The following is a 26,257-nucleotide window of genomic DNA, read 5'->3' as shown; positions in this document are numbered from 1 at the left end:
TAACAAATTTCCAAAACAGCCGTTATGTAAAAAAGGAACATTCAATTTCAGGATTTTATTAAAAAAATACCGGAAGCAATGATATACAAAGCAAACGAACAACGTTACAGCTCCATGTCCTACAACAAATGCGGCAATAGCGGATTATGGTTGCCAGCCGTTTCCCTCGGACTATGGCATAATTTCGGAGGGACAGACTGCTATGAAAACGGATTGGAAATAGTCAAATACGCATTTGATCACGGCATCACTCATTTTGACCTGGCCAACAATTACGGGCCTCCTGCCGGAAGTGCAGAAGAGAACTTCGGCCGCATGCTGAAAAAAGATTTTGCCCCTTACCGCGACGAAATAATCATTACCAGCAAAGCCGGCCATTTGATGTGGGACGGCCCGTATGGAGACGGCGGCTCAAGAAAATACATCATGGCAAGTATCGACCAAACATTAAAAAGACTGCAAACCGACTATGTCGATATATTCTACAGTCACCGGTACGACCCCAATACCCCTCTCGATGAGACCCTACAAGCCTTGTGCGATATCGTACGGCAAGGCAAGGCCCTCTATATCGGTCTGTCGAAATATCCCATCGATAAACTGTTGTATGCATTTAATTTCCTGAAAAACGCAGGAACACCTTGTCTGGTATACCAGGACAAATATAATATGCTCGCACGCAATGTAGAAGAACATCATTTGCACGCTGTGGAAACTCATGGAACCGGATTCGTCGCTTTTTCACCTTTGGCACAAGGCATGCTTACCGATAAATATCTGCACGGAATACCTAAAGGTTCGCGAGCAGAACGCCCGGAAGGTTTTCTCAAAGCGGAACAAATCACCGATAAGGTCATAACAACCGTAACCCGGCTGCAAGAAATTGCACAAAAAAGAGGCCAAAGCACAGGACAACTGGCCTTGGCATGGGTACTGCGCCATACAGCTGTAACATCGGTCATCATCGGTGCCCGGAATGTAGAACAGCTAAAAGAAAATATGGAAACGCTAAACCACCTATCATTCACCGATGACGAAATCAAAAAAATAGAAGAAATCTTGCAAGCATGAAAATGTATAGAGCCATACCATCTGTCCTATTTTTGATATTCATACTCACCGGATGCGACAAAAATATTTATGACCGTATTCCTACATCGAACGTATATGTCAATATCGATGCTGCCCGATGGGTAACATTCGGTGTACACGGAATGGGCGACTCTCAAACATTTATCCTCAACCAGAAACCCGAAGGTTTCCAATATAATATATCCTCAGCTACCGGATTCGGGGGTATATTACTGGTCGGAGGCAACGAAAACCAGATACTGGCATTCGATATGGCATGCCCGGTAGAACGGTCGGCTCAAGTACGAATACACTTTGATGCCGATGCACTTTGCGCCCAGTGTGACAAATGCGGCTCCACCTACGACGTTTTTTCCGCAAACGGTGCACCCATGAGCGGACAAGCACATACACGCAAATTTTTTCTACAACGATATAACGTTGTTTACAATTCTTTGACCGGTGCATATACAATAACACGATAAAAATTTCACCGTTTATTTTGAAAAAACAAAAAACAGTTCTATATTTGCACTCGCAAATGCGAAAATAGCTCAGTTGGTAGAGCATAACCTTGCCAAGGTTAGGGTCGCGGGTTCGAGTCCCGTTTTTCGCTCCAGGCCGCCCGGATGGTGGAATGGTAGACACGAAGGACTTAAAATCCTTTGGCTATTGCAGCTGTGCGGGTTCAAGTCCCGCTCCGGGTACTCTAAGGGATGAATCATGTTTTTCACGGTTCGTCTCTTTCTTTTTATCCCCGTTATCTGTTGGATATGAATACTTTAGGAGAAAGAATTGGTTCACTCTTTTAGGTTCAATATGCTCGTTGTTTTTGTCGTAAATAAAGCCGTCAGGAAATACGAGCTTTTGCAGTCTTCTTCTTCCTTCTAATCCTTGCAACTCCCACAGTTCAAATAAGTTAGAACGCATTTTAAAAGTAAAATCAATGAATTTATCGAGGTTCAATATTTCTGTGTTCACTTTTGAAAGTTCGGTCTTTAAATCTCTGACTTCTTTCTCTAATTTCGTCATAACCTTTTCGCAAATGCTTTGTTTTTTCGCATCGGTACAGAGTGCATAATTTGTTTCTACTTGTTCCAACTCTTTTTCTTTAGCTTTGATGTTCGCTTTGATAGATTTGGCTCGTTCTCTGTTTTCTTGATTCATATATTCAAATGTGATAGTAAGTTGCATTTTTAAGAGTTCACTTACTTTGTCTGATAGGGCATACTTGTTTACTTCTTCTTCAAAGGCTTCATGCACTTTCTTAGTTGAGCTGTTATATTTGCATCCCTTTCGACAACAAACATAATAGCCTATATCAGTGCGTCCAAATTTCTTTCGCATTTTGGTTGATATGCTGGCAGATAGATTTTTTCCGCAACATGGGCACTTGATACTACCTAATAATGGGGCATATTCCTTGTCTATCTTTTGTTCATATCCGCTATAGTTTTTGGATAACTCCCCGTTTACTTTCAAAAAAATCTCTTTGGAAATCAACGGTGGGTGATTTCCTTGTACAATATCTCCTTGCAGGAATTTATGTGCCATATAGCCGCAATAAAAAGGATTCTTGAATAGTTCAGATAGCTTTTGTTCGCAGATGTGCAGTCCTTCTGCTGCCAGTCTGTACCTGATTTCTTCATTGGATAACTTGTTGTTTGCTTTCCAAAGAAATGCTTTCCGAATTAATTTACCTTCTTCATTGATAGTTATAATTTGTTCCTTCTTGGTCGTTTTTTGGTCATATCCTCTAGGGGCTTTTCCAATCCACCTCCCTTTTAATAATGCTTTTACGCTGTTTTCAATGGTAGTTGCCCGTTTTTCGTCATTCTGAAACCTTGCATTTGCAAGTTCCATGAGTTGCATATACTTTGCTACTGGGGTACGTGGGTCATAGTTGGAGGTTGCAGATACTACGTATGCTCCTCTAGCCTCAACTTCTTCAATGATAGTTGTACTTCCCGTTCTGCCGAAACGGGAGGTACTAAACACTATTACTGTTTTTACGGGTTGGCTGCTGCCTTTCTTATTACTTTGTTATAGTAGTTATTTATGTATGTTTTATCCGAACTATTGGTTATTTCAGCCTTCTTGTTGTATGCTATAAGGGTACTACCTTTGCTCTTATCCTTTATTGCTTTTTTCTACTTAATGTTGACGGTTAAGTATTTATCTTTATCCATATTCCCACTGAAAGTATATGTGATCTCGGGACGGTCTTCTTTGCGGTTGGTGATTCTTTTTCCGTTCAGAAGCGTTGTTATTTGTGGGTTTCGGATAAGTTTTCGTATCAGTCGGGCTATGTCGTTTGACATATCAAGACATAGGTCTAGGGTTGTTTATTATGTAATTCTAGACCTAAATTGCTTTCAATAAAATCTAAATAGTATATCTCATTGCTGTATAATACACGATTGGAAATACTAATCCATGCTTTTTTATATCCGTTTTGGTGGGTATTGCTTTCTTCTTTATTGTCATTGATGCCCAAACGTAGTTCTCCAAACAATTTATCTTTTCCCATGTCATTATAACGTATCTCATAAACAAATTTGAAGTGCTTCCCTTCTATTCGTCTTAGATAGAAGTACAGAAAATCAATTTCTTCTCCAATCTCTTTGTCTTTTATGACATTGATATTGTTGGGTTCTGTCACTTCGTAACAGAGCCTCAACGCATCTATATTTAAACCGTATATTTTATTCATGTTCTTCATTCTTATTTTCATTATTATTAGGTTGGTTGGGTACTGTTGCCCAGTACTTTTTCAATCCATTAGATATAGCTTGGGTGTGAGTGGCTGATTTTGTTCTGCCTCTTAGACTTTGGCTAATCTTTTGTTTGGTTGTATCATTCAGTTGGCGATACTGTCTTTTGTAGTTGTTATTATCCATAGTTTATTTGTTTTATACATATATAAATATATGGTTTAGTAGGAAAGTAAAGTCTAATAGGCTGAATTTTCAAAAAAAATATCTGGAAATTTTTTATGGAAGCCTAACCGTTAGGGCTTTATCATGCCTACTAAAATACTACTAATGGAGTGTCGGGGTACGGTGCTGATGCTTGTTTATCAGCTTGTTATGGCTGTACTCTGTAATGCTATTGATGTTGTTATCCTTATTACTGTACTTGCTAAAAACTCTCTAATATTTTGCAAATTTCTTATTATTTGCTACTTTTGTACCATACTGTAATAGCAAATAGCTCTTTGAGTAACTGGATATATGGATTTCGACTTTAGATTGCATCTTCAATCTATGGTCAGGATTGCCCAAGAACACGTTGGTTCACTTTGTTTAAGAAGTATGTTTGTCTTCTTGCTGTGTCTCAACTTATGTTGTTCTGTGTCTATCTCGTTTGATGCCATTGTGTATAACAGCACATCACATCCTTTAGAGACAGTGGTAACAAGCCATTTTAATGGTAGAGAGGACGGGCAGCCGAGCGATTTTCTTAAAAAACTAAAAAAGTTGCTTTGGTCAAAAAAATGCTTACCTTTGGGTGAGAAGACTATTGTAGAATCTTTAAAAATTAAGGAAATGAAAGAAATCCAAAAAATGTAATCCCAAGCGCCAAAGATTTTAGCTTAAGGATTGAACTTAAGTTTGCGCTCGACTTTAGATTGCATCTTCAATCTATGGTCAGGATTGCCCAAGAACACGTTGGTTCACTTTGTTTAAGAAGTATGTTTGTCTTCTTGCTGTGTCTCAACTTATGTTGTTCTGTGTGTCTATATTGTAAGGTGCTGTTATACGAACATCTGTTTTTCTAAAGGTCTTTGCAACTCAGGTTTAGATTAACAAAAATGAATCTTCTTAACAAAATATCCTCGGTAGAAAGTTTACGTTTGGCATGGGCTAAATTGGAAAAATTTAATAAAGAATCTCATGGACTAACGGGTGAGACTATTGCAGAGTTTGAACTTAATAAAGAGGATAAAATTTTATCCATCTCCAAACGACTTCAAGAAGGAACATATCAATTTTCTCCATATCGTGCTGTACTTATTCCTAAAAGTAAAGGGAAATTTCGTCCTCTTCAAATTCCAGAAGTTTCTGATAGAGTTGTAATAAAAGCAATTGCAATAGAATTGGAAGAACATTTTAAAGAACTTTTAGAAAAAAGTAGAGGGCTAAGTTTTGCATATCAAAAAGGATTGGGGGTTAAAGAAGCTGTTGAAAAAATAAACGAATATTGTCAGAATGGTTATTCTTATGTGTTGGAAGCTGATTTAATTAATTTTTTTGGTACTGTTGATAAAGATTCTCTTCTTAACGATGTTGTTTTTAAGAGATTGTCTGATACTACTATAAATACTCTTATTCAGCAAGCTTTAAATCAAAGTATTGGGAATTTGGATTCATTTAATGTTGAACAAAAAAAATATTTTGAAAATATAGATAAAGGGATTCCACAAGGAAATGCCTTGTCTCCTTTATTATCTAATATATTTCTTTCTCCTTTTGATTTGAGGTTAAAAGATAAAGGATTCAAGTTGGTTCGGTACGCTGATGATTTTGTTATAATGTGTACTTCTGAAAAAGAGTGTGAAGAAGCATATATAGAGTGTTGTACTGTTTTAGAAGAACTTAATTTGAATATTCATAAGTTGGAGGAAGGAGGCAAGACAAGAATCGTGAATTTTAATAAACATGATACTATGGATTTCTTATCTGTTACTTTTGATGGGAATGTGTTCTATCCTTCTTTTGCGAATGTAGAACGGTTGAAGAGTAAAATTAGAGATGTTTGTAATGGCAAAGATAAATATTGTGTTTCAACCTTATTAATTAAAATAAAGAATAAATTGGATGGTTGGGTATCTGCGTTTTATTATACAAATATACAGAGATATTCTTCTGAAATAGACGCTTTTATAAATAGACAACTTTATTTATCTCTTGCAAAAATGGGTTGGAAGTTTACGGCTTCATCTCTAGGAAAGTTGCCGCATAAATTTAGACATAAGAATGAAAGTCCCAAATGTCTTTCTTTTTTGCAAAGAAAAAATTCTGGCATTCCACTTTGTATGGAGTTGGTAAATGCAAAAATCACGGAATTGAAGAAGGCAGAGAAATGAAAAGGGGAAATAATATTTAGCATAACAAAGAAAACGCCAATTACAATATAGTAGTTGGCGTTATATTGTTTATAGTCCTCCAATGAGTTTCGTGATTGAAGAATTAGATTGCAGATAATCTACTATTTCTAGAAAATCATTCCAAAGGTTCAATATTGCATCCGTTAAGGGTACAGAGCTGCAAAAGGAAGAAGTTGATAATCAACGTCTTTTCTTTTTATATAGACCTCTTGTAAAACCATTTCAAATATTCAAAAGACAAATTGCATTTTATAATTCGGCTTTTTGTCTTTTTACATTTTTACTCTAAACCAACATTCTAAAACCGGAACGGAACCAAGAACAAACCATCGGAAAACCAAAAGTAAACCGATGGTTAGAGCGGGAGTTATACATCAATATCAATTGATGCCCCCTATTTTTATATAGTTATTATTATTATAATTATTTATATGGACGTTATATAGGACGATACTTAGAACTATATTATTAAAGAAGATGATTTTTAATATTTATTCACTTATACCCATTTTGAATAGATAAAGCATTTCAGTATCTTTGTTAGAAAGGCAGATAGAAATATATTTCAATAACACATGAACAAGAATCCTTTTATTTTAATCCCCTTACCTATATTACGAAATTTGATTATAGAGCCATATACTATAGAAATGATGTACGATACCGGAATATTCTATACGGCTCAAAAGATAAATATTTCTGAAAAAAACGCACTTAAAGAATTTGTTTATTGCATTTACAGAGCAATGAATGAACTTCCGGCATACCTTATACAAGAATATGAAGACATGGAAGATTTCCCTTACGATGAAGATCTTAACGGCTTTTGTCACGGGCAATTTGATCCTAAACCAGAAATAAAATATCTCTCCGATTACAGCCAATATAATCCGCATTTTTACGACCTGGTCATAGAAGGTACAGTATACGGCAAGTATACAAGATGTTAGATCTCAATACAAGAACCATACCGGTAAACATCTCGGCAATAAACAGTTATCAAAGAACGTATAATCTCAACAATTGTCCCTTTATCCTGCTCAACGCAAAGGTCATGCAGAATCTTTACAACCGTAAAGAGTACATAAAAGCGGACGAACGGGCCTTATGGGCCATGTATATGGGAATACTGTCCATCATCGGTAATAAAGAATTTGCCCAAACAACATCGAGCATGATCAAATGTCGGATGTTCGGAGCCAGAAACAAAGAAGAACTCAACGTATTGCTTAAAGATAAATCACTGAAAAAAGCATATGAAAAATATACGACCAAATACCGGTACAACAAACTCTTGAACATCATCCAAGACCGTAACATGATTACCGAAATCGCTTTGCACAGAAGAACCTATGTCAGTGCCAAATTGAAGAATGCAGATGCCTTAATCGATGCTATATTGACTAAAGAAAAAGAAGTGAAACAAAAAAAATTACGTGATGAGGCAAAAAAGAAAGCACTGAGAAGATACCATCTGGCAAAATCGATATAAAACCATATTCACAAACCTCACCACTACCCTAAAAGGCAATCCTACAAGCCACATAATATACATCAGTAAGGGATTATGTATCGAAATACCTTTGGACTCTCAGAACAATTTAAAAATAAAAAATACATACCCAGTTATATGCAACTATATAATTCACATTTTTCGTTAAATAATCTATAATTTATTCATAAATAACCTTAAAAAGAGAAATATCTTCAAACATTTTTTAACTTATATATTTTTAATGTTTATCTTTGCAACATCATAAATTTCCATTCAGATATGTCTAGAGGCTTAATTTATAATAAAGCTTTATCGATTCGAACATATCGTTCAATCGTTTGCATAATCTTGTTATCTTTTAACATAACAAATTCCTTTGCTCAAAAAAATAGCAGTATAGTACTTGACAAAAATATCCTGATCATAAATTCTTATACCGAATCCTCTTTATGGAGCAATGAATTTATAACTCCTATTTATAACGCTTTCCTATCCCAAAATAATCATGTCTATATCAGCACAGAACATATGAACATGTTACTGACTCAGAACGAGACTGATTTCAATGTTTATAAAAACTCCTTATTCCAAAAATATACAGACTATCATCCCGATTTAATCATATTGTTAGGTAACTCGGCATGGGTTCTATTGAAAGATGACATTGAGAAAAAATGGCCCGGAATTCCGGTCATACTCTGCGCCGAAAAAAATTTTACCGGTAATCGTGAAGCCTACTTAAAAAAAAACAACATTCCAGACAAAGATAAAGTACCTCTAAAAAATTATCGGGGAAACATACCATTAACCATTCTGTACCATCCTGTCTATCTTGAAAAAACAGTAAGCCTAATGGAACGGATGATACCTCAGATACATACACTCCTGTTCTTGTCCGATATGCGGTGCATCAGTGCAATAAACCGCCATGAACTTTCAGAGATTATCCGCACAAACCATCCTCAAATAAAAGTTGAATATCTAACTGCCGGAGAAATTACCGTAGACAGCCTTATCAACCGGCTCAAAAATGCCAACTCCCAAACCGGAGTCTTATTTTATTCTTGGGAAAGACGAGAAAAAGAAATGGGCAATATCATACTAACATCCAATATTTCGGGATTATTAGGCAACTACTCCAAAGCTCCTATCCTTACATTATACAACAAAGCCGAAGGTATCAACGGCCTCATAGGTGGATATTTTTGGGATAAAGAAAATCTAAACAAAAAATTTACCAACTTAGTCAAAGAAAAGCTTAACGGAAAAATCGAAAGGAATACACAATTCGTCTATTGGGGTGTTCCTTCTCCCTCTATAAATTATATAGACCTTATAAATGCAGGATTGTCTCCCGAAAATTGCCCATCAGATACCATATTTTACATGAAACCTCCTACATTTTGGCAACAAAACAAAATATCTATCATATTAGTAGCCTTAATTATCTCATCACTAATATTATACATCATATGGCTCAAGAGAATCAGTGACGAGAGAAAAAAGCAAATCAGTCTGATGAGAAACTACAGGAGCCTATTTGAGAACATGCCCATACTTTATTTGAAAGAAAAACTCCTTTTCGATAATACCGGACAAATAACAGATTTCCAATTTGTCGAAATCAATCCGATATTCGAAAAATATTTCCATATCAAAAATAATTTTATCGGTAAAAAAGGGAGTGAAATCAATTATGATAATTTTAAAGAACTCATCAACCTGTATAATCTGACTATAAAAAATAAAAAAGAGCTGACATTCCAATATTACTTTGCCCCCTCAGATAGACATCTGACAGTCATCATCTCACGCTCTAAACAAGAAGGGTTTATAGATGTATTCTGCGTAGACAATACAGAATTGTCCAAGGCTCAACAGATGCTGCGTTCAGTAAATCACAAACTCTCAATGGCCCTTGATGTCGCCAACATCGTTCCTTGGAAATGGGATATTGAAAAAGGTCAAATTCTCTGTGATGTGAACAAGCCGGTAGAATTGAGCCACGAGATTACTCCTCTCAACGAAGACAAACTCTCTGTACCCGATTATGAATATTTCGCCAAAATCTGTAAAACCGACCGGGAACGGGTGAAAGAATCCTACAAAAAGTTGATTCAAGGAGATGTGGACAAAATCAAAGAAGAGTACAGAGTCATCGTCAAACAGGATAATAAGACTCACTATGAATGGGTAGAAGCCCAAGCTGCCGTTGACAAAAAAGATAAAAATGGAAAAGCTCTTTCGTTGGTAGGCTCGTCCTTGGTGATTACCAAACGGAAAAAAATGGAAGAAGACCTCATAAAAGCCAAAGAAAAAGCAGAAGAATCGAACCGTCTCAAATCGGCATTCTTAGCAAATATGAGCCATGAGATACGCACCCCCCTCAATGCTATCGTCGGATTTTCAGGCATCCTAGCAACGACCCACGATGAAAAAGACAAAGAAGAATATATAAATATCATAGAAAGCAACAATACGTTATTATTACAGCTCATCAACGATATATTGGATATTTCCAAAATAGAGGCCGGAACTCTGGAATTTAAAACGAGTGACACGAATATCGATCATCTGTTCCAAGAACTCGAAAGTACGATACAAATTCACAATCAAAATGAAAATGTAGCAATTTCCTATAAAAGAGAGATGCCTGATTGCCTGGTCAATATAGAAAAAAACAGATTGACTCAGATAATAACCAATCTTATAAACAATGCTATAAAGTTTACCGAGAAAGGAAGTATTACATTCGGATACCATCTCAAAGACACCGATTTCCTATACTTTTATGTTAGCGATACCGGCTGTGGGATACCGGAAGACAAGTTAGACAGCATTTTCGGAAGATTTGTCAAACTTAATAATTTTGCACAAGGTACAGGCCTGGGGCTCTCTATCTGCCAAACAATTGTCGAACATCTGGGTGGACAAATCGGAGTAACATCCAAAGAAAATGTCGGATCCACCTTCTGGTTTACTTTACCCTATAAACCTATTGATAAACTTCCCGACCGGAAATCGATACCATACAAAGTGAAAAAAGCTGAAAAGGAAAAATTAAAGATTTTAATTGCCGAAGATAACGAGAGCAATTACAAACTGTTCTATTCTATTTTACGAAACAATTACGAAATCATACATGCCTGGGATGGAGAAGAAGCGGTAGAATTATTCAAGAAACATAGTCCTCATCTCATCCTTATGGATATTAACATGCCTAAAATGAATGGATACGAAGCTGCTGAAAAAATCAAAGAAATAGCTCCGGCTATACCTATTATTGCTGTTACCGCCTATGCTTATGCCGACGATGAACAGAACATTCTAAACAGCGGTTTCGACGCCTATACGTCAAAGCCTATTAATGCACAAAAACTAAATACCCAAATTATCGACCTATTGAAGAAACGGTTGATTTTTATCTAACAAAGTATTTGAATTTCACAGAAACACATTTATAAACATTGAAATCGCCTCAGAATACCCCAGAATTCAGTTCATTTCATCTTGTTCTGAAATTTTTCACGATAGTTTTTTCCCAATCGCATATCTATCTATAATTTATTTTGTACATTTGTTCCTTAGTTTCAACAGCCTAAAAATGGGTAAGATAAGGTATTAATAACAAGTAAATAAAAACAGATTATGAAGAAAAATTGGTTATTGATTGTCTCGGCCATTGCCATAGCAATAGGAATGGGTTCTTGCAAATCGAAAGAAAGCGCTTATAAGGCCGCATATGAAAAAGCTCAGGAGAAACCTGTGATTGAAGAACCAACAACAGCACCCGAACCTGTAGTCGTAAAACCGGCTACCCCAACGACCACTACGACACCTATACGGGTCAGCAGTGAAAAAATCACGACTGTAAACGCCGGAGATGCTTCAAAATTAAAATTATTTAATGTTGTAGTAGGAAGTTTCACTATGAAAACAAATGCATCCGGACTACAAGAGTCTTTAGTTGCCGACGGATACAACGCTTTTCTGGCACAGAATGCCCAAGGTATGTACCGCGTTATCGTCGGAAGTTTCGACGACAGACCATCTGCTACCGAATTGCGCGAAAGTATCAAAACAAAATATCCGAACCGATTCAACGATGCATGGCTATTGATTAACGAATAATCATATATCAATCGATATAAAGGACAAGAGGAAAACTATGAAAGTTATTCCTCTTGTTTCATTTTAATGCTCAACATCTCCTATTTACAACAACTTTTGTGACTATGGCAAAAGTTTCTTACATTTTTTTATATTTTTTTTCTTCATTCTGTTTGCATTTTATTTTACAATAATTACATTTGTACCCAACAAAAGTCAAACAAGATGAAATCTATTTTAGTAAATGCATATTGGTGGCATCACTTACAACTTCAAAAGTCGTGAGTAAACAGCCTCGTGTGTATATACTAAAACAATATAACCCTATTTAAAAGGCCTGTCGATCACGACAGGCCTTTTTTTATCACCCAAAAATCATTAAATCACATATGAAGATGGAAAATTATCAAGTCAATCAAGACGGTTTTTACGGAGACTTTGGCGGAGCATACATCCCCGAAATACTTTATGGATGTGTTGAGAATCTCAGGAACAACTATTTGAAAATTATCCAAAGCAATGATTTCAAAAAAGAGTTCGAGCAGCTTTTGCATGACTATGTCGGGCGCCCTTCCCCCCTCTATTACGCACATCGCCTTTCGGAAAAATATGGCTGTCGCATCTATCTGAAACGGGAAGACTTGAACCATACAGGAGCACATAAAATAAACAATACTATCGGGCAGATACTTTTGGCCAAAAGGCTGGGAAAGAAACGGATAATTGCCGAAACCGGAGCCGGACAGCATGGTGTAGCAACAGCAACTGTATGTGCTCTAATGAACATGGAATGTATCGTATATATGGGAAAGACCGATGTAGAACGGCAGCATATCAACGTACAAAAGATGCAAATGCTCGGTGCTACAGTCTACCCGGTCACTTCAGGAAATATGACATTGAAAGACGCTACAAACGAAGCTATCCGCGACTGGTGTTGCCATCCGTCAGACACACACTATATCATCGGGTCTACCGTAGGTCCCCATCCCTACCCCGATTTGGTAGCCCGGCTACAATCAGTCATCAGTGAGGAAATCAAAAAGCAACTACTCGAAAAAGAAGGACGTGACTATCCCGATTACCTGATAGCTTGCGTAGGTGGGGGGAGCAATGCTGCAGGCACTATATATCATTACCTCGACAACGAGAATGTAAAAATAGTATTGGCCGAAGCCGGAGGAAAAGGCGTAGACTCCGGACTATCGGCAGCCACCATACAATTAGGGAAAATCGGTATTATCCATGGTGCCCGTACCTTAGTCATGCAAAACGAGGACGGACAAATCGAAGAGCCTTACTCTATCTCTGCCGGATTGGATTACCCCGGTATAGGCCCTATACACGCCAATCTTTCGGCCGTCGGACGAGCACAGGTCCTGGCAATCAACGATAACGAGGCTTTAGACTCCGCTTTCGAACTGACCCGAACAGAAGGAATCATCCCGGCTCTCGAATCGGCTCACGCATTGGGGGCTCTACGAAAAATAAAATTCAATCCCGACGATATCGTAGTCCTTACAATCTCCGGCAGAGGTGATAAGGACATGGATACTTATATCAATTATTATCATCAAAAATAAAATCCGGAAACTATGAAACAATATTCTTATAAGACAATCAGTAAAAAAGTTCTGGGAGACTTGCATACTCCGGTAAGCATATATTTGAAGGTTAGGGATATGTATGCCCAATCGGCTCTTATGGAAAGCTCCGATTACCATGCCGATGAAAACAGCTTGTCATTCATCGCTCTCTGTCCGCTGGCCAGTATAGGAGTAAACAGGAATATCTGCACGACAACTTACCCTGACGGGCATAAAGAGGAACAAGCCATCAACAACGAATTTTCTGTGGAAAAAGCCATCAGGCACTTTATGGAAAAATTCAAAGTAACCGGTGATGACAAACAGGTATGCGGATTATATGGTTATACGACTTTCAATGCCGTAAAATATTTCGAATCTATCCGGATTAAGGAAAGCCACGACGAACAAAACGACGCTCCCGACCTGTTATATGTACTATTTAAATACATCATCGTCTTCAACCATTTCAAAAACGAACTGACATTGGTGGAAATGTTGACTGAAAATGAAAACAGTACCCTCAATGAACTTGAAGCTGCCATCGAAAACCGTAATTTTTCCTCATACAACTTTTCATTGACAGCTCCCGAATATAGCACCATAACCGACGAAGAGCATAAAGCCAATATAAGAAAAGGCATCTCGCATTGTATGCGGGGTGATGTATTCCAGATTGTTTTGTCACGGCGTTTCATACAGCCTTTTGCCGGAGATGATTTCAAAGTATACCGGGCTTTGCGCTCTGTCAATCCGTCGCCCTATCTTTTTTACTTTGATTTTGGTGGATACCGGATATTCGGTTCTTCTCCCGAAACCCATTGCAAAATAGAAAACGGAGTCGCCTACATCGACCCTATCGCCGGGACCACACGTCGTACCGGTGATGTATGTAAAGATAAAGAATTGACCGAAACCCTACTCAAAGACCCCAAAGAAAATGCCGAGCATGTTATGCTGGTAGACTTGGCACGGAATGATTTGAGCAGGAATTGCCGTCATGTGGAAATTCTATTCTATAAAGAACCGCAATATTACAGCCACGTCATACATCTGGTATCGAGAGTATGCGGAAAGATAAATAAGGAAAGCAATTCCATAAAGACCTTTATAGATACATTCCCTGCCGGGACACTTTCCGGAGCACCGAAAGTCCGCGCCATGCAGCTCATTTCCGAGATAGAGCCCCATAACCGGGGGGCATATGGAGGTTGTATCGGATTCATCGGCCTCAACGGAGAACTCAACCAAGCCATCACCATCCGGACTTTTGTAAGCCGGAATAACGAGCTTTGGTACCAGGCCGGAGGAGGAATCGTAGCTCACAGCAATGAAGAAAACGAACTTCAGGAAGTCAATAACAAGTTAGGTGCTTTGAAAAAAGCCATAGACATCGCCGTTACTTTAAAAAACTAAATCTGCAATTCATTATGGAAAAAATACTGATATTCGATAATTACGACTCATTTACCTATAATCTCGTACATTTGGTAAAAGAACTATGCAACGCACATATAGAAGTACACCGAAACGACTGTATTTCTTTAGAAGAAGTCGGACAATTCGACAAAATCATCCTTTCTCCGGGACCGGGAATCCCGGAAGAAGCCGGATTGCTGCTCCCTCTCATCCGGGAATATGCCCCGATCAAAAAGATACTGGGTGTTTGTTTAGGGCATCAAGCCATAGCCGAGGCATTCGGAGCCACGCTTACCAACCTTACCGAAGTTTTTCACGGAGTGCAAACACCTGTAAAGATTATTGGGGATGACATATTATTCAAGGGTTTAGAAAAAGAAATTCAAGTGGGAAGATATCATTCCTGGATTGTCAACAAAACAGGTCTGCCGGATGTGCTCGAAATCACGGCGATAGACGAAGACGGCCAAATTATGGCCCTACGGCATAAGCAGTATGACATACACGGGATACAATTCCATCCGGAATCGATATTGACTCCCGACGGACACACCATTATACGCAATTTCTTAACTGACTAAAACAAGACTCATGAAAGATATTTTATATAAGCTCTTCGAGCATCATTATCTTGACAGGGATGAAGCCCAAAAAGTGCTGCAAAACATTGCAAAAGGGGAATACAACGACGCCCAGATAGCCTCTCTCATTACCGTATTCCTAATGCGGAACATATCGGTAGAAGAACTGGCCGGATTCCGCGATGCCCTTTTGGAAATGAGGGTTCCGGTAGACCTATCGGAATTTGCACCTGTCGACATTGTCGGTACAGGTGGAGATGGCAAAAACACATTCAACATATCGACTACTTCATGTTTCGTAGTAGCCGGAGCCGGTTACCCGGTCGTAAAACACGGCAATTACGGAGCTACATCGGTAAGCGGAGCCAGTAACGTTATGGAGCAACACGGAGTAAAATTCACATCAGACACCGCAATCTTAAAGAAAAGTATAGAAGAAAGCAATATCGCCTATCTGCACGCACCCTTCTTCAATCCTGCGTTGAAAGTCGTAGCACCTGTACGTAAAGCCTTGGGGGTACGTACTTTTTTCAATATGCTGGGACCTTTGGTAAATCCTGTCATACCGGCATACCAACTACTGGGAGTATATAATCTGCCACTGCTCAGATTATACACCTATACTTTCCAACACAGTCATACCCGATTTGCCATAGTCCACAGCCTTGACGGATACGATGAAATATCTCTAACCGATAAGTTCAAAGTAGCATCTTCGGCAAATGAGAAAATATATTTGCCGGAAGACTTGGGCTTCACCCGTTGCAACGAAGCCGACTTGGACGGAGGTAACACTCCGGCAGATGCAGCACGCATATTCGACAACGTATTACAAGGGACAGCTACTCCGGCACAAAAAAGTTGTGTCATTGTAAACGCAGCCTTTGCCATACAAATCATTGAAAAAGATAAAAGTATCGACGAGTGTATAAACATCGCCCGGGAATCCCTCGATAGCGGAAAAGCTTATAACACATTCAAAAAATTCCTGCAAATCAACAGTTGACCTATGAACATCTTAGAACATATCATTGCAAATAAAAAGAAAGAAATCGAACGGCATCAAGAAGCATTCAGTATCGAACGTCTTCTCGAAACGGAACAAATAAACCGCCATACGATATCTATGAGCAAGTCCTTGCAAAAATCGGAAACCGGCATTATTGCAGAGTTTAAAAGGAAATCTCCTTCCAAAGGCTGGATACACCCAAATGCTCAAATCAAAGACACAATTCCTGCTTATGAAAAAGCCGGTGCATCTGCCTCGTCGATACTCACTGACGAAATATTTTTCGGAGGTACTCCGGGAGACCTTTGCCAAGCCAGAAAAATGGTAAATATGCCCCTTCTGAGAAAAGAATTCATCATCGACGAATATCAGATATACCAAGCCAAAGCAATGGGAGCCGATGCTATCTTACTTATTGCGGCAGCCATCTCCACGCAAGAATGCAACCGGTTTGTCCAGCTGGCACATCAACTGGGATTGGAAGTATTGTTAGAATTGCACGACGAGGCAGAGCTGTGTTATATCGAAAATTCCGACACAGATATGGTAGGTATCAATAATCGCGACCTGACATCTTTCGAAACAGACATAAACCGCTCTTTTGAAATGATAAAAAAACTACCTCCCCAAAAATTGTGTATCTCCGAAAGCGGCATCTCCGACCCCAAAACAGTGAAAGAACTAAGAGCTGCAGGTTTCCGGGGATTCTTAATGGGAGAAAATTTTATGAAACACGAATTGCCCGGTTGTGCATTATCAGCTTTTATAAAACAGTTGAAAATATGATTATAAAGGTTTGTGGCATGCGGGACGGCGATAATATACGCCAGATAGAAAAACTCGGAATAGACATTATAGGATTTATATTCTATTCCAAATCGCCCCGCTATATCTCCGAGAGGCCTGCATATCTACCGGAAAACATCCGAAAAGCCGGAGTGTTTGTCAACGAGAATCTTCATTCGATACAGGAAAAAATAAAATTATTCCACCTTGACTATGTACAGTTGCATGGTGAAGAACCTCCCGAACTATGCCAAACATTGCAAAAGAGCGGAGTAAAAATAATAAAGGCTTTTCCTATTGGGGACACTGACGACCTGAAGCCTTGTATCTCTTATTATACATGTTGTGACTTTCTGCTATTCGACACGCGCACTTCAACAGGACGGGGAGGTTCCGGAAAAACGTTTTCATGGGAAATATTGGATAGCTATCATGGTCCCGTCCCTTTTCTCCTGAGCGGAGGCATTGCACCGGAAGATTTCATTAAAATAAAACGGTTTTTCCATCCTAAATTTGCAGGAATAGATTTGAACAGCCGCTTCGAAATCGAACCGGGATTGAAAGATGCGGAAAAACTCAAAAGATTTATCGACCACATAAAATTTACAGATAGAAATGAACAGGATTAATATTCTTTTCGAACAGAAAAAACGGAACATTCTCTCCGTCTATTTCACCGCCGGATATCCTCATACAGACGATACCCGCAAAATAGTATACGAGTTACAAAATCAAGGAGTCGATATGGTAGAAATAGGTATTCCCTTTTCCGACCCTATGGCCGATGGCCCGGTCATACAAGCAGCATCTACCCGAGCTTTAAAAAACGGCATGTCATTAAAACTGCTATTCCGGCAATTAAGTGACATACGTACCGGAATACATATACCTATCATATTGATGGGATACTTAAATCCTATCATGCAATACGGATTTGAAAATTTTTGTCGAGACTGCTCCGGACGAGGTATAGACGGAATGATAATCCCCGACTTGCCATTCCAAGATTACCTTCAAGATTATAAACCGGTAGCTGACCGCTACGGACTGAGAATCATCATGCTTATCACTCCCGAAACGTCTGAAGAGAGAATCCGGTTTATCGACGAACATACCGACGGTTTCATCTATATGGTTTCATCAGCATCTACAACCGGTGCTCAAAAATCTTTTGCAGGTGATAAAGAACTCTATTTCAAACGTATAGAAAATATGCACCTTCGCAATCCTCGCCTTATCGGATTCGGAATCTCCAACAAAGAGACATTCGATACTGCCTGCCAAAATGCATCGGGCGGAATCATCGGGAGTAAGTTTATAGAACTCCTCGAAGAAAAAAACTGTACACAAGATGCTGTAAAAGAGCTATTGTACCGTATCGGACGAACTTAAAACTTCACGACAAACGATGATACCTCACCGGCAGGATTCCAGTCAGGACCGGCCTTAAGTACTCGCATCACCTCTTGGGCAAGTCCGGGAGAAAGGCTTTCGACAACGACAAAATCTCCCGGGCGTCCTTTCTCATCAATCTTAAATTTCAAAATTACAGTGCCCTTTTCTGGTACTCCTACCGAATCTACCGGAACAACAACACTTTTATACAGATAATCATAATACTTTTCATAGCCTATTACCGGAACCGGTTCAGGCAATTTCGGTGCAGCTGCCAATGCCATACTTTGGTTACGGGCTGTAGCCGAAGCTTGGACCAAAGCTGTATCTTTTCGGGTAGAAGACAAGGAGGCAATTTTACGTCGTGAAGAATAATTATCTCTTTTTTCGTCTACCGTAACTATACTTTCTTCCAGTCCGTCTGCCATATCAGAAACGGTTTGCAACTTCCTTTCAGCCGCAACCATCTCTTTTTTTTGAGATTTTTTCGACCGTACCGGCTCTGCATCGGCAACGACCGGAGACTCCTGTTTGCCTATTTGCTCCATATTCCCAGCAGGCATCATAATACTCAATGTATCCACAGTACGGCTCTCTGCCAAAACAGCGAGCTCCTCATCTGGAAGTTCATACCTTGTAAACAAATAGATTGAGACCGACAGGCTCAAAAGCAAAACTGCCGCTACTGCACCATATATAGGAACCCGCCTTTTACGAGTACGCCGGGACACTCTTTCCTGCAACCGAAGCAACCGCTTATCCGTATCTTGCACATCGGCATCATCGTAACCATCAAGTGCTTCCGATAAAAAAGGATCCTGCATTGCTTTACGTTCCAGCTCATGAGCAGCCTTTCCTTTCCTGTCACCTCTTATATAGGACAATAACCCCATTCCTTTGTCGTTTTTTCGATACACAATTTCAGATTTCGTTTTCCATTCTGTATATAGCTTTTCACACTCTTCAACAAATAGCCTGTCTGTTCGGCAATCTCAGCATAAGATTTCTCCGAGAGAAAAAATTCACACACACTGACTCTCTGCTCCTCCGGCAAACGGTCCAAACAATGATGCAAAGCTTTTAATTGCTCCTCATCGCCCTCTTCTTCCAACAAGTCCAAGAATTCGCCCGACTCGGCTACCAACGTATTCCAGTCTGCCGGAAATTCTCTGGCATCTCGACGCAGCAATTGCAAGCAATGATTCTTTGCCACACTGTAAAGCCATGTCTTAAAATTGGAAATCTCATAATGTTTTATCTTATCGGACAACTCCTCAAACAATTGCATCACAGCATCCTCGGCATCTTCCGGAGCATGAAGATATTTCAGACACAAACCGTACACCAACGGGATATAGCGGTTATACAGAATACCGAAATATTCTGCATCGCCCGAACGAAGATATTGCCGCAACAAGTCTTCATCACTCTCTGCTTCTCCTTTACGCTTGAATAAGAACATATTCCTATTTTCTTATAAAGATACATGTTTTGGCAAAATTCCATAAAAAACAGAGACAAAAAAAATTTTCAACCAATTTATGGAATTTACAAAAGTCCTGCATCTATAAAGAAACAAATCGAATCATTCATCATAAAAAAATAAAAATATGAAAACAAAAAATTATTTCAAAGCTCTCTGGTTGAGCATCGTATGTTCATTGGTTTCGAACATCCTTATGGCAGCAGTTCCCGATATAACCGTATCAGGTGTTGTGACCGACGCCTCCACAGGACACCCCCTCGCAGGAGTATCCATTACAATCGACGGTACTCATAAAGCTACAGTCTCTTCTCAGGAAGGAAAATACTCCATAACAACAAAAGTAAATACTTACTTACGCTTCTCCGCAACCGGCTTCAAAACACAGAAAGTCCGGGTAAAAAAAACGGTATTGAATATACGGCTCACACCGGACAATATCGTTCTGAAAGAAGAAGCCGTTACAGAATATGTAAGCTGCGACGAAGTAGCAAGACCCATGGCTAAAATGGTATGCCGGGCAGCATTACCGGCACCGTACCAAACATCATACAGGCCGGCCCACAAAGAAGAATATTCTTCATTTTCAGAAAACCGTTTCTTATCTCCCGACAAAAATCCGTTATCGACTTTTTCTATCGATGTAGATGCTGCTTCTTATGCAAATATGAGAAGATTCATCAATCAAGGCCAACTTCCTCCTAAAGATGCTGTTCGCGTCGAAGAGCTTGTCAATTATTTCTCATACAACTACTCCCTGCCATCGGGCAATCATCCGGTAAATATCGATACGGAAGTAGGAATCTGCCCATGGAACAAGGAGCATCGTTTGGTCAAAATAGGGCTAAAAGCCAAAGAAATACCTTCGGAGAATCTACCGGAAGCCAATTTTGTTTTTCTTATAGACGTATCGGGTTCGATGTATGGACCTACCCGTCTCGAACTGGTAAAATCATCTCTGAAACTTCTGGTCAATAATCTCAGGGAAAAAGACCGGGTAGCCATCGTCGTCTATTCCGGCTCTGCAGGAGAGGTGCTTCCCTCTACCTTAGGAAGCGAGAAACAAAAAATCAAAGACGCCATCGAAAAACTCACTGCAGGAGGCTCGACCGCAGGGGGCGAGGGTATCAACTTAGCGTACAAAATCGCTTCCCAAAATTTCATAAAAGGCGGCAACAATCGCATTATACTCTGTACCGATGGAGATTTCAATGTCGGCATATCTGACGACCAAGCGCTCGAAACTCTTATTTCTTCCAAAAGGAAAAGCGGCATCTATCTTACAATACTCGGATACGGTATGGGAAACTATAAGGATAAAAAAATGCAGGTACTCGCCGAAAAAGGGAATGGAAACCATGCTTATATCGACAACCTTCAGGAAGCCAATAAAGTTCTGGTCAATGAATTCGGCAGCTCGCTCTACACCGTAGCCAACGATGTAAAATTACAAATAGAATTTAATCCGGCACAGGTGCAATCGTACCGTCTCATTGGATATGAAAGTCGTATACTAAACGACGAAGACTTCAATGACGACACCAAAGATGCCGGTGAAATAGGAGCCGGACATACCGTTACAGCCTTCTACGAATTCATACCGGTCGGAGTCAAAGGGAATATACCGGGTACTATCGATGCCTTGAAATATCAGAGCAGCACATCGTTAAATACGCCTCAACTTCTGTCATCGAAAGAAATGTTGACCGTAAAGTTACGTTATAAAATGCCCGAAGAAAAACAAAGTCGACGAATAGAAAAAAGCCTTATCGACAAGGGTGGAGACAACGTTTCGGACGATTTCAGATTTGCTTCGGCGGTAGCCATGTTCGGGCAGCTTCTTCGCGATTCCGATTTCAAAGGAAATGCCTCGTTCGAAAAAGTCATAGAGACTGCACGCAAAGGGCTCGGTGATGACCGTGAAGGATACCGGCACGAATTTATCCGGCTGGCCGAAACAGCCGGAAATCTTAGCAAATAACCTCTGATTTCCGATAAGAGCCCGAAAAATTAAAAATCATTCGGGCTCTCTTTTTCCTTTAAAATTACTTATACCGGATAAATCCGCCGACTTCTTTTCTCAAAGAAAACGGCATCGGAGCTGCATATCCCACTCGTAAAAGAACCACGGGGAAGCGAGTCCCAAGCCCCAGATTCCGGCACAGATTCCCGGAAATATCCTCTATTTCACAAGGTTGGTTCATAAATGCATACGAAATTCCATGCTCAGTCAATTGTAACAACAAACGTTGCAGACACCGACCCAGATTTATCCACTCCTCCGGGACATTATGATTTACAGTAAACAACACGGCATGGGAAGACGATTTCATCTTTTTCAAATCACTTTTATTCTGAGCTTTCGGACGAAGTAAGCCATTCATTATCGTTTTGGATATGAACATCGGCAAATCCGGAGCTCCAAAAACGGCATAACTAAGCCCGTCCCGTTCCCGTTCTGTATGCCGCTTGTTATAACGCATCCATTCTTTCAGTTCTTTCTTAAACGCATCATTTCCCATTTGTTTCTCATTTCCTTGAAAAATCAAATTCCCAATATCCTCATACTCCTTACTTCCCCTTGCATAAGAAAATAACTCGACATTCCCTTCTTGAGACGAATTTATAAGCCTAACCATCAGAGAATCTTCGACACTTTTTCCCGAATACACACTCCGGTTCGTACTCCGCAGTATTATTTGAGGAAATAACGAAGCATACCTATATTTTTTCTCTTGAAGAGAAAAGGAAACCCGTACACATTTGTCATCCGTAACCTTTATATCAAAGCCATACCCTCTTACCGACGCAGCAATAACCAGGTTTTCCAGAGCACAACCCAAAGAGACAAACATCTCCCGATTGTCCGCATCGACAACTGGTAACGATTTTGACATATCCGGTTTCAAAGTTATACCGTCCTCTCCCACTTCAAATATCCACGGTTGGGTATTATGTCCCGAAGGAGCCTTTACTGCCTGCTCTATCATAAACATATAATCGTCTTCCATACTCTTCATCATATTTTTCCCCTTTTCCATAAAATTACTTGCGTCACATACTCCAAATATAGTCCAAAAAAATACCGCTATTATCCGACTTATCCTCATTTCTTATTTATCCAAAGGTCTACCATCAAATCTATTCCCTCCTCTATCTGTTTCCATCCGGCCTCTTCCTGTATACTGATTCCATTATATACCAGACAATTTTCTTCAAGTAGCACCAGATAACTTATAGCAGCTGTCATTACCGAAGCAATAGCCGCCACTTCTTTTCTCGGATGCCCGGACAAGCGACTCACTGCCTCAACCAACCATACCCCTTTCTCTTCCCGACGCTGCCTCAACTTTTCCACTAAAGAATTTTCATGCGACAATTCCCACCGGTACAACCGCCGAAGCGTATAATTCTCTCTCAAAAATGTTATCTGACGATGAAACATCTCCTTTATAAAAGGCCCCAGACCTTCCCTGCCCGACGGCAATGTTCCATTAAAATTTATCCAATAATCATATTGTTGTATATAAGCGGCTATCAATCCTTCCAAAGAACCGAAATAACGGTATATCAACATTTTCGACACACCGGCTTTCGCTGCAACAGCATTGATTCCCAACGCTTCATATCCCGACTCTTCAACCAAAGAATCTACAGCATCCAACAGACATTGTTTGGTCTGCTCTTTATTTCGTACAAATTCCATACTGTTATTTTATATGTTACCATTCGGTTACAAAAATAAGTTACCTATCGGTAACATAAAAATATTCTGAAATATTTTTTAAGCCTGTTCAAATTTTCGCTTAAATACCAGTCAGGCAAACATTGAGCCTTCAAATCTTGTTCTATACTTGTATATTAAAATTTCAGATATGAGTGCCAAAGAACAATATTGGAGATATTCATTAATAACTATCATCCTGGTACTGGGAATCATTCTATTCATAGAATTCATTCCCTTTTTAGGAGGCATATTGGGAGCCTCGACCATCTATATTCTGGTACGAAACCAGATGCTTTACTTGACCGAGAAGAAGAAAATCAGGCCCAGCATGACCGCCATTCTGTTACTGATAGAATCGATATTGATATTTTTGATACCGCTTACCCTCACTGTATGGCTATTTATAAGCAAACTGCAAAACATCAATCTCGACCCGAATGCTTTTGTACGGGAAGTAGAACATATTGTCAACCTGATAGAAAACAAAACCGGATACAATATTTTCGACCGAGATAACATATCATCTATTGTCTCCACGCTACCTCAGATAGGGCAAACACTGATGAGCGGAATCACCGGTTTCGTGGTAAATATCTTCGTACTGCTGTTTGTACTTTACTTTATGATTATAGGCGGGAAAAAAATGGAAAAATACATATACGAAATACTACCTTTCAGTCAAGAAAACAAAAAAAACGTAGTGAAAGAAATCGAACTCATCGTAAAATCGAATGCTATCGGGATACCTTTGCTCGCTATTATACAAGGGCTGGTAGCTCTCATCGGCTACGTGATTTTCGGTGTCCCGAATGCTCTACTTTTTGGTTTTCTTACTTGCTTTGCGACCATTATCCCTATCGTAGGGACATCTATCGTCTGGGCACCCCTGGTCGTATATCTGGCACTGACCGGAAACTGGATTTTTGCCATATGTCTGGCAGCTTACTCTCTCGCCATAATAACAAATGTAGACAACTTGATACGGTTTGTCCTGCAAAAGAAACTGGCCGATACACACCCTCTAATCACTATATTCGGTGTCGTCATAGGATTGTCCTTGTTCGGGTTCATGGGAGTCATTTTCGGCCCGCTCTTGCTATCTATATTCATTTTATGTGTCAATATCTTCAAAAAAGAATATCTCGAAAACAATAAATAGTTCAGATAAGATATTTCAACGTAAAAAACAGGGCCAATAAATACATAGCTACCGACAACTTTCTGCGCTTTCCACAAAACAGATTGACAAGCACATAGCTTATCAGCCCCAACACTATGCCATCAGATATGCTATAAGCCATGGGTATGGTTATAATACATATAAATGCAGGTATTGATTCGGAAAAATCATCCAAATCGATTTCCTTTATAGGCGCAAGCATAAACAGACCTACCAACACCAATACCGGAGACGTAGCTACTCCCGGAATAGAAAGGAACAGCGGAGAAAAAAGTATAGCCGCCATGAAACATAAAGCTACGACAAAAGAGGTCAGTCCCGACCGGCCGCCTTGTGCTACCCCCGACGCACTTTCTACATATGTCGAGACCGTACTTGTCCCCACAAGGGCTCCGAACGTCGTACCGATAGCATCGGCCATGAAAGCCTCCTTCACCCGAGGTATCTTTCCGTTCTGCAACATCCCGGCTTTTGCCGATACTCCGACCAATGTACCGATAGTATCGAACATATCGATAAAGAGCAATGTAAATACTGTAATCGCCATCTTGCCCGTAAACACATTCTCAAAATCAAACTGACAAAAGACGGGAGACAAAGACGGAGGAAGGCTCATGATTCCTTTATATTGTGTTATCCCCATCGGAATACCTATAATGGTCGTCAATACAATTCCTATCAACATGGCCCCCTTTACATTCTTAACCAATAATACCGATGTTATGGCCAATCCGGCAAGTGCCAATAAAGGAGAACGGGAAGTGATGTTCCCTAAAGAAACCAATGTGGCATCATTATGGGTTACAATACCGGCATTCTGCAATCCGATAAACGCTATGAACAAACCGATACCGGCACCAATAGCATTCTTCAATGACATCGGTATGGCATTTACAATAGCTTCCCGCAAATTTGTCAATGTCAATACGATAAACAATATACCTTCTATCAAAACCGCTGTCAAAGCAAATTGCCAACTATTCCCCATTGCCAGACACACCGTAAAGGCGAAAAAAGCATTCAACCCCATTCCCGGAGCCAAAGCAAACGGCAACTTCGCCCACAAAGCCATTACCAACGTCGCAACAACAGAAGACAGAGCCGTCGCTGTAAATACAGCCCCTTTGTCCATCCCTGCTTGTCCCAGAATTTCAGGATTTACGGCAAGAATATAAGACATCGTTAAGAAAGTAGTAATACCTGCTAAAATCTCGGTTCGGACATTCATGCTTTCCACATCGAAACCGAATAGTTTCTGCAGGCAAAAGGCTTTATCTTTAAATAACCACATCTTCTTAAGAACTT

23 protein-coding genes, 2 tRNA genes and 1 pseudogene are annotated in these 26,257 nt (G+C 39.6%); 18 read left to right on the top strand and 8 right to left on the bottom strand.

The genetic code is table 11. The features are described 5' to 3' along the window. Window positions 1–78: 78 nt before the first annotated feature. The 4 genes from BN2628_RS12365 to BN2628_RS12350 all read left to right on the top strand — a co-directional run bounded on the left by BN2628_RS12365 (window position 79) and on the right by BN2628_RS12350 (window position 1,778). Window positions 79–1,071 (top strand): aldo/keto reductase, encoded by a 993-nt coding sequence (locus BN2628_RS12365; protein WP_257606481.1) that lies wholly within the window; start codon window positions 79–81, stop codon window positions 1,069–1,071. Then, window positions 1,068–1,556, top strand: coding sequence for a hypothetical protein (locus BN2628_RS12360; RefSeq protein WP_055097540.1), 489 nt, complete (start codon window positions 1,068–1,070; stop codon window positions 1,554–1,556). The genes BN2628_RS12365 and BN2628_RS12360 overlap by 4 nt, the downstream gene beginning before the upstream one ends. 58 nt (window positions 1,557–1,614) lie before the next feature. Beyond that, a tRNA-Gly gene (locus BN2628_RS12355) sits at window positions 1,615–1,690 on the top strand. 4 nt (window positions 1,691–1,694) lie between these two features. Then, window positions 1,695–1,778, top strand: a tRNA-Leu gene (locus BN2628_RS12350). Here the strand turns inward: BN2628_RS12350 and BN2628_RS16860 are convergent. The 3 genes and pseudogenes from BN2628_RS16860 to BN2628_RS12340 form a co-directional block, all read right to left on the bottom strand. Further along, window positions 1,741–3,081, bottom strand: a pseudogene (locus tag BN2628_RS16860) (recombinase family protein); the annotation flags it as partial. The gene BN2628_RS12350 and the pseudogene BN2628_RS16860 sit on opposite strands and share 38 nt — an antisense overlap. Window positions 3,082–3,406: 325 nt before the next feature. Beyond that, window positions 3,407–3,784 carry a hypothetical protein gene (locus tag BN2628_RS17625; protein WP_257606480.1) on the bottom strand — a complete coding sequence of 126 codons (378 nt, stop codon included), beginning with the start codon at window positions 3,782–3,784 and terminating at the stop codon, window positions 3,407–3,409. Further along, entirely contained in the window at window positions 3,777–3,971 is a 195-nt protein-coding gene (locus BN2628_RS12340) for a hypothetical protein (protein ID WP_007848218.1), read from the bottom strand. Before BN2628_RS12340 ends, BN2628_RS17625 begins: the two co-directional genes overlap by 8 nt. 914 nt (window positions 3,972–4,885) lie before the next feature. Here BN2628_RS12340 and BN2628_RS12330 point away from each other — a divergent pair. The 12 genes from BN2628_RS12330 (at window position 4,886) to trpA (ending at window position 18,559) form a co-directional block, all read left to right on the top strand. Further along, a complete protein-coding gene (locus BN2628_RS12330; RefSeq protein ID WP_055097533.1) occupies window positions 4,886–6,160 on the top strand; it encodes a reverse transcriptase domain-containing protein in 1,275 nt (424 codons plus the stop codon). Window positions 6,161–6,756: 596 nt separating this feature from the next. After that, the gene (locus BN2628_RS12325; protein ID WP_055097531.1) at window positions 6,757–7,131 is read left to right on the top strand and encodes a hypothetical protein; all 375 of its coding nucleotides are present in this window, start codon (window positions 6,757–6,759) and stop codon (window positions 7,129–7,131) included. Further along, window positions 7,125–7,673, top strand: coding sequence for a hypothetical protein (locus BN2628_RS12320; RefSeq protein WP_154668471.1), 549 nt, complete (start codon window positions 7,125–7,127; stop codon window positions 7,671–7,673). Before BN2628_RS12325 ends, BN2628_RS12320 begins: the two co-directional genes overlap by 7 nt. A gap of 531 nt (window positions 7,674–8,204) precedes the next feature. Then, complete coding sequence (locus BN2628_RS12315; RefSeq protein ID WP_257606479.1) at window positions 8,205–11,105, top strand: ATP-binding protein; 2,901 nt, start codon at window positions 8,205–8,207, stop codon at window positions 11,103–11,105. A 219-nt stretch (window positions 11,106–11,324) separates the two neighbouring features. Beyond that, window positions 11,325–11,807, top strand: a complete 483-nt coding sequence (locus BN2628_RS12310) for an SPOR domain-containing protein (RefSeq protein ID WP_055097523.1) — start codon at window positions 11,325–11,327, stop codon at window positions 11,805–11,807. A gap of 374 nt (window positions 11,808–12,181) precedes the next feature. Continuing rightward, window positions 12,182–13,369, top strand: a complete 1,188-nt coding sequence (gene trpB, locus BN2628_RS12305; RefSeq protein ID WP_055100357.1) for a tryptophan synthase subunit beta — start codon at window positions 12,182–12,184, stop codon at window positions 13,367–13,369. A gap of 12 nt (window positions 13,370–13,381) precedes the next feature. Beyond that, window positions 13,382–14,788, top strand: coding sequence for an anthranilate synthase component I family protein (locus tag BN2628_RS12300; RefSeq protein ID WP_044224838.1), 1,407 nt, complete (start codon window positions 13,382–13,384; stop codon window positions 14,786–14,788). 14 nt (window positions 14,789–14,802) lie between these two features. After that, on the top strand, window positions 14,803–15,372 hold the full coding sequence (locus tag BN2628_RS12295) for an anthranilate synthase component II (protein ID WP_055097521.1): 570 nt from the start codon (window positions 14,803–14,805) through the stop codon (window positions 15,370–15,372). Window positions 15,373–15,382: 10 nt separating this feature from the next. Next, window positions 15,383–16,378, top strand: a complete 996-nt coding sequence (gene trpD, locus BN2628_RS12290) for an anthranilate phosphoribosyltransferase (protein WP_055097519.1) — start codon at window positions 15,383–15,385, stop codon at window positions 16,376–16,378. Window positions 16,379–16,381: 3 nt separating this feature from the next. Then, window positions 16,382–17,167 carry an indole-3-glycerol phosphate synthase TrpC gene (trpC, locus tag BN2628_RS12285; RefSeq protein WP_021930292.1) on the top strand — a complete coding sequence of 262 codons (786 nt, stop codon included), beginning with the start codon at window positions 16,382–16,384 and terminating at the stop codon, window positions 17,165–17,167. Continuing rightward, a complete protein-coding gene (locus tag BN2628_RS12280; protein ID WP_055097516.1) occupies window positions 17,164–17,796 on the top strand; it encodes a phosphoribosylanthranilate isomerase in 633 nt (210 codons plus the stop codon). Before trpC ends, BN2628_RS12280 begins: the two co-directional genes overlap by 4 nt. Then, window positions 17,783–18,559 carry a tryptophan synthase subunit alpha gene (trpA, locus tag BN2628_RS12275; RefSeq protein WP_055097515.1) on the top strand — a complete coding sequence of 259 codons (777 nt, stop codon included), beginning with the start codon at window positions 17,783–17,785 and terminating at the stop codon, window positions 18,557–18,559. The genes BN2628_RS12280 and trpA overlap by 14 nt, the downstream gene beginning before the upstream one ends. Here trpA and BN2628_RS12270 read toward each other — a convergent pair. Both BN2628_RS12270 and BN2628_RS12265 read right to left on the bottom strand, forming a co-directional pair. After that, the gene (locus BN2628_RS12270; RefSeq protein WP_055097513.1) at window positions 18,556–19,455 is read right to left on the bottom strand and encodes an energy transducer TonB; all 900 of its coding nucleotides are present in this window, start codon (window positions 19,453–19,455) and stop codon (window positions 18,556–18,558) included. The two genes, trpA and BN2628_RS12270, sit on opposite strands and share 4 nt — an antisense overlap. Further along, window positions 19,434–20,024: an RNA polymerase sigma factor gene (locus BN2628_RS12265; RefSeq protein ID WP_055097508.1), complete on the bottom strand. Its 591-nt coding sequence runs from the start codon at window positions 20,022–20,024 to the stop codon at window positions 19,434–19,436. The genes BN2628_RS12270 and BN2628_RS12265 overlap by 22 nt, the downstream gene beginning before the upstream one ends. A gap of 148 nt (window positions 20,025–20,172) precedes the next feature. On the opposite strand from BN2628_RS12265, the gene BN2628_RS12260 reads away from it, so the two are divergent. Further along, window positions 20,173–22,026 carry a YfbK domain-containing protein gene (locus BN2628_RS12260; RefSeq protein WP_055097505.1) on the top strand — a complete coding sequence of 618 codons (1,854 nt, stop codon included), beginning with the start codon at window positions 20,173–20,175 and terminating at the stop codon, window positions 22,024–22,026. A 64-nt stretch (window positions 22,027–22,090) separates the two neighbouring features. Here BN2628_RS12260 and BN2628_RS12255 read toward each other — a convergent pair whose 3' ends face one another. Both BN2628_RS12255 and BN2628_RS12250 read right to left on the bottom strand, forming a co-directional pair. Continuing rightward, on the bottom strand, window positions 22,091–23,068 hold the full coding sequence (locus BN2628_RS12255) for an Acg family FMN-binding oxidoreductase (protein ID WP_074024251.1): 978 nt from the start codon (window positions 23,066–23,068) through the stop codon (window positions 22,091–22,093). Window positions 23,069–23,151: 83 nt separating this feature from the next. Next, on the bottom strand, window positions 23,152–23,751 hold the full coding sequence (locus tag BN2628_RS12250; protein WP_055097499.1) for a TetR/AcrR family transcriptional regulator: 600 nt from the start codon (window positions 23,749–23,751) through the stop codon (window positions 23,152–23,154). 169 nt (window positions 23,752–23,920) lie between these two features. Between BN2628_RS12250 and BN2628_RS12245 the strand changes: the two genes are divergently transcribed. Continuing rightward, window positions 23,921–24,931, top strand: a complete 1,011-nt coding sequence (locus tag BN2628_RS12245) for an AI-2E family transporter (RefSeq protein ID WP_055100353.1) — start codon at window positions 23,921–23,923, stop codon at window positions 24,929–24,931. 1 nt (window position 24,932) lies between these two features. On the opposite strand, the gene BN2628_RS12240 is transcribed toward BN2628_RS12245, so the two are convergent. Next, window positions 24,933–26,243, bottom strand: coding sequence for an NCS2 family permease (locus BN2628_RS12240; RefSeq protein WP_055097494.1), 1,311 nt, complete (start codon window positions 26,241–26,243; stop codon window positions 24,933–24,935). Window positions 26,244–26,257 lie beyond the last annotated feature (14 nt).

This window comes from Gabonia massiliensis, from assembly GCF_001403595.1.
GTDB classification, from domain to species: domain Bacteria; phylum Bacteroidota; class Bacteroidia; order Bacteroidales; family Coprobacteraceae; genus Coprobacter; species Coprobacter secundus.
Note: the sequence above shows the minus strand (reverse complement) of the source record. Positions and strands in the feature narration are given on the sequence as shown.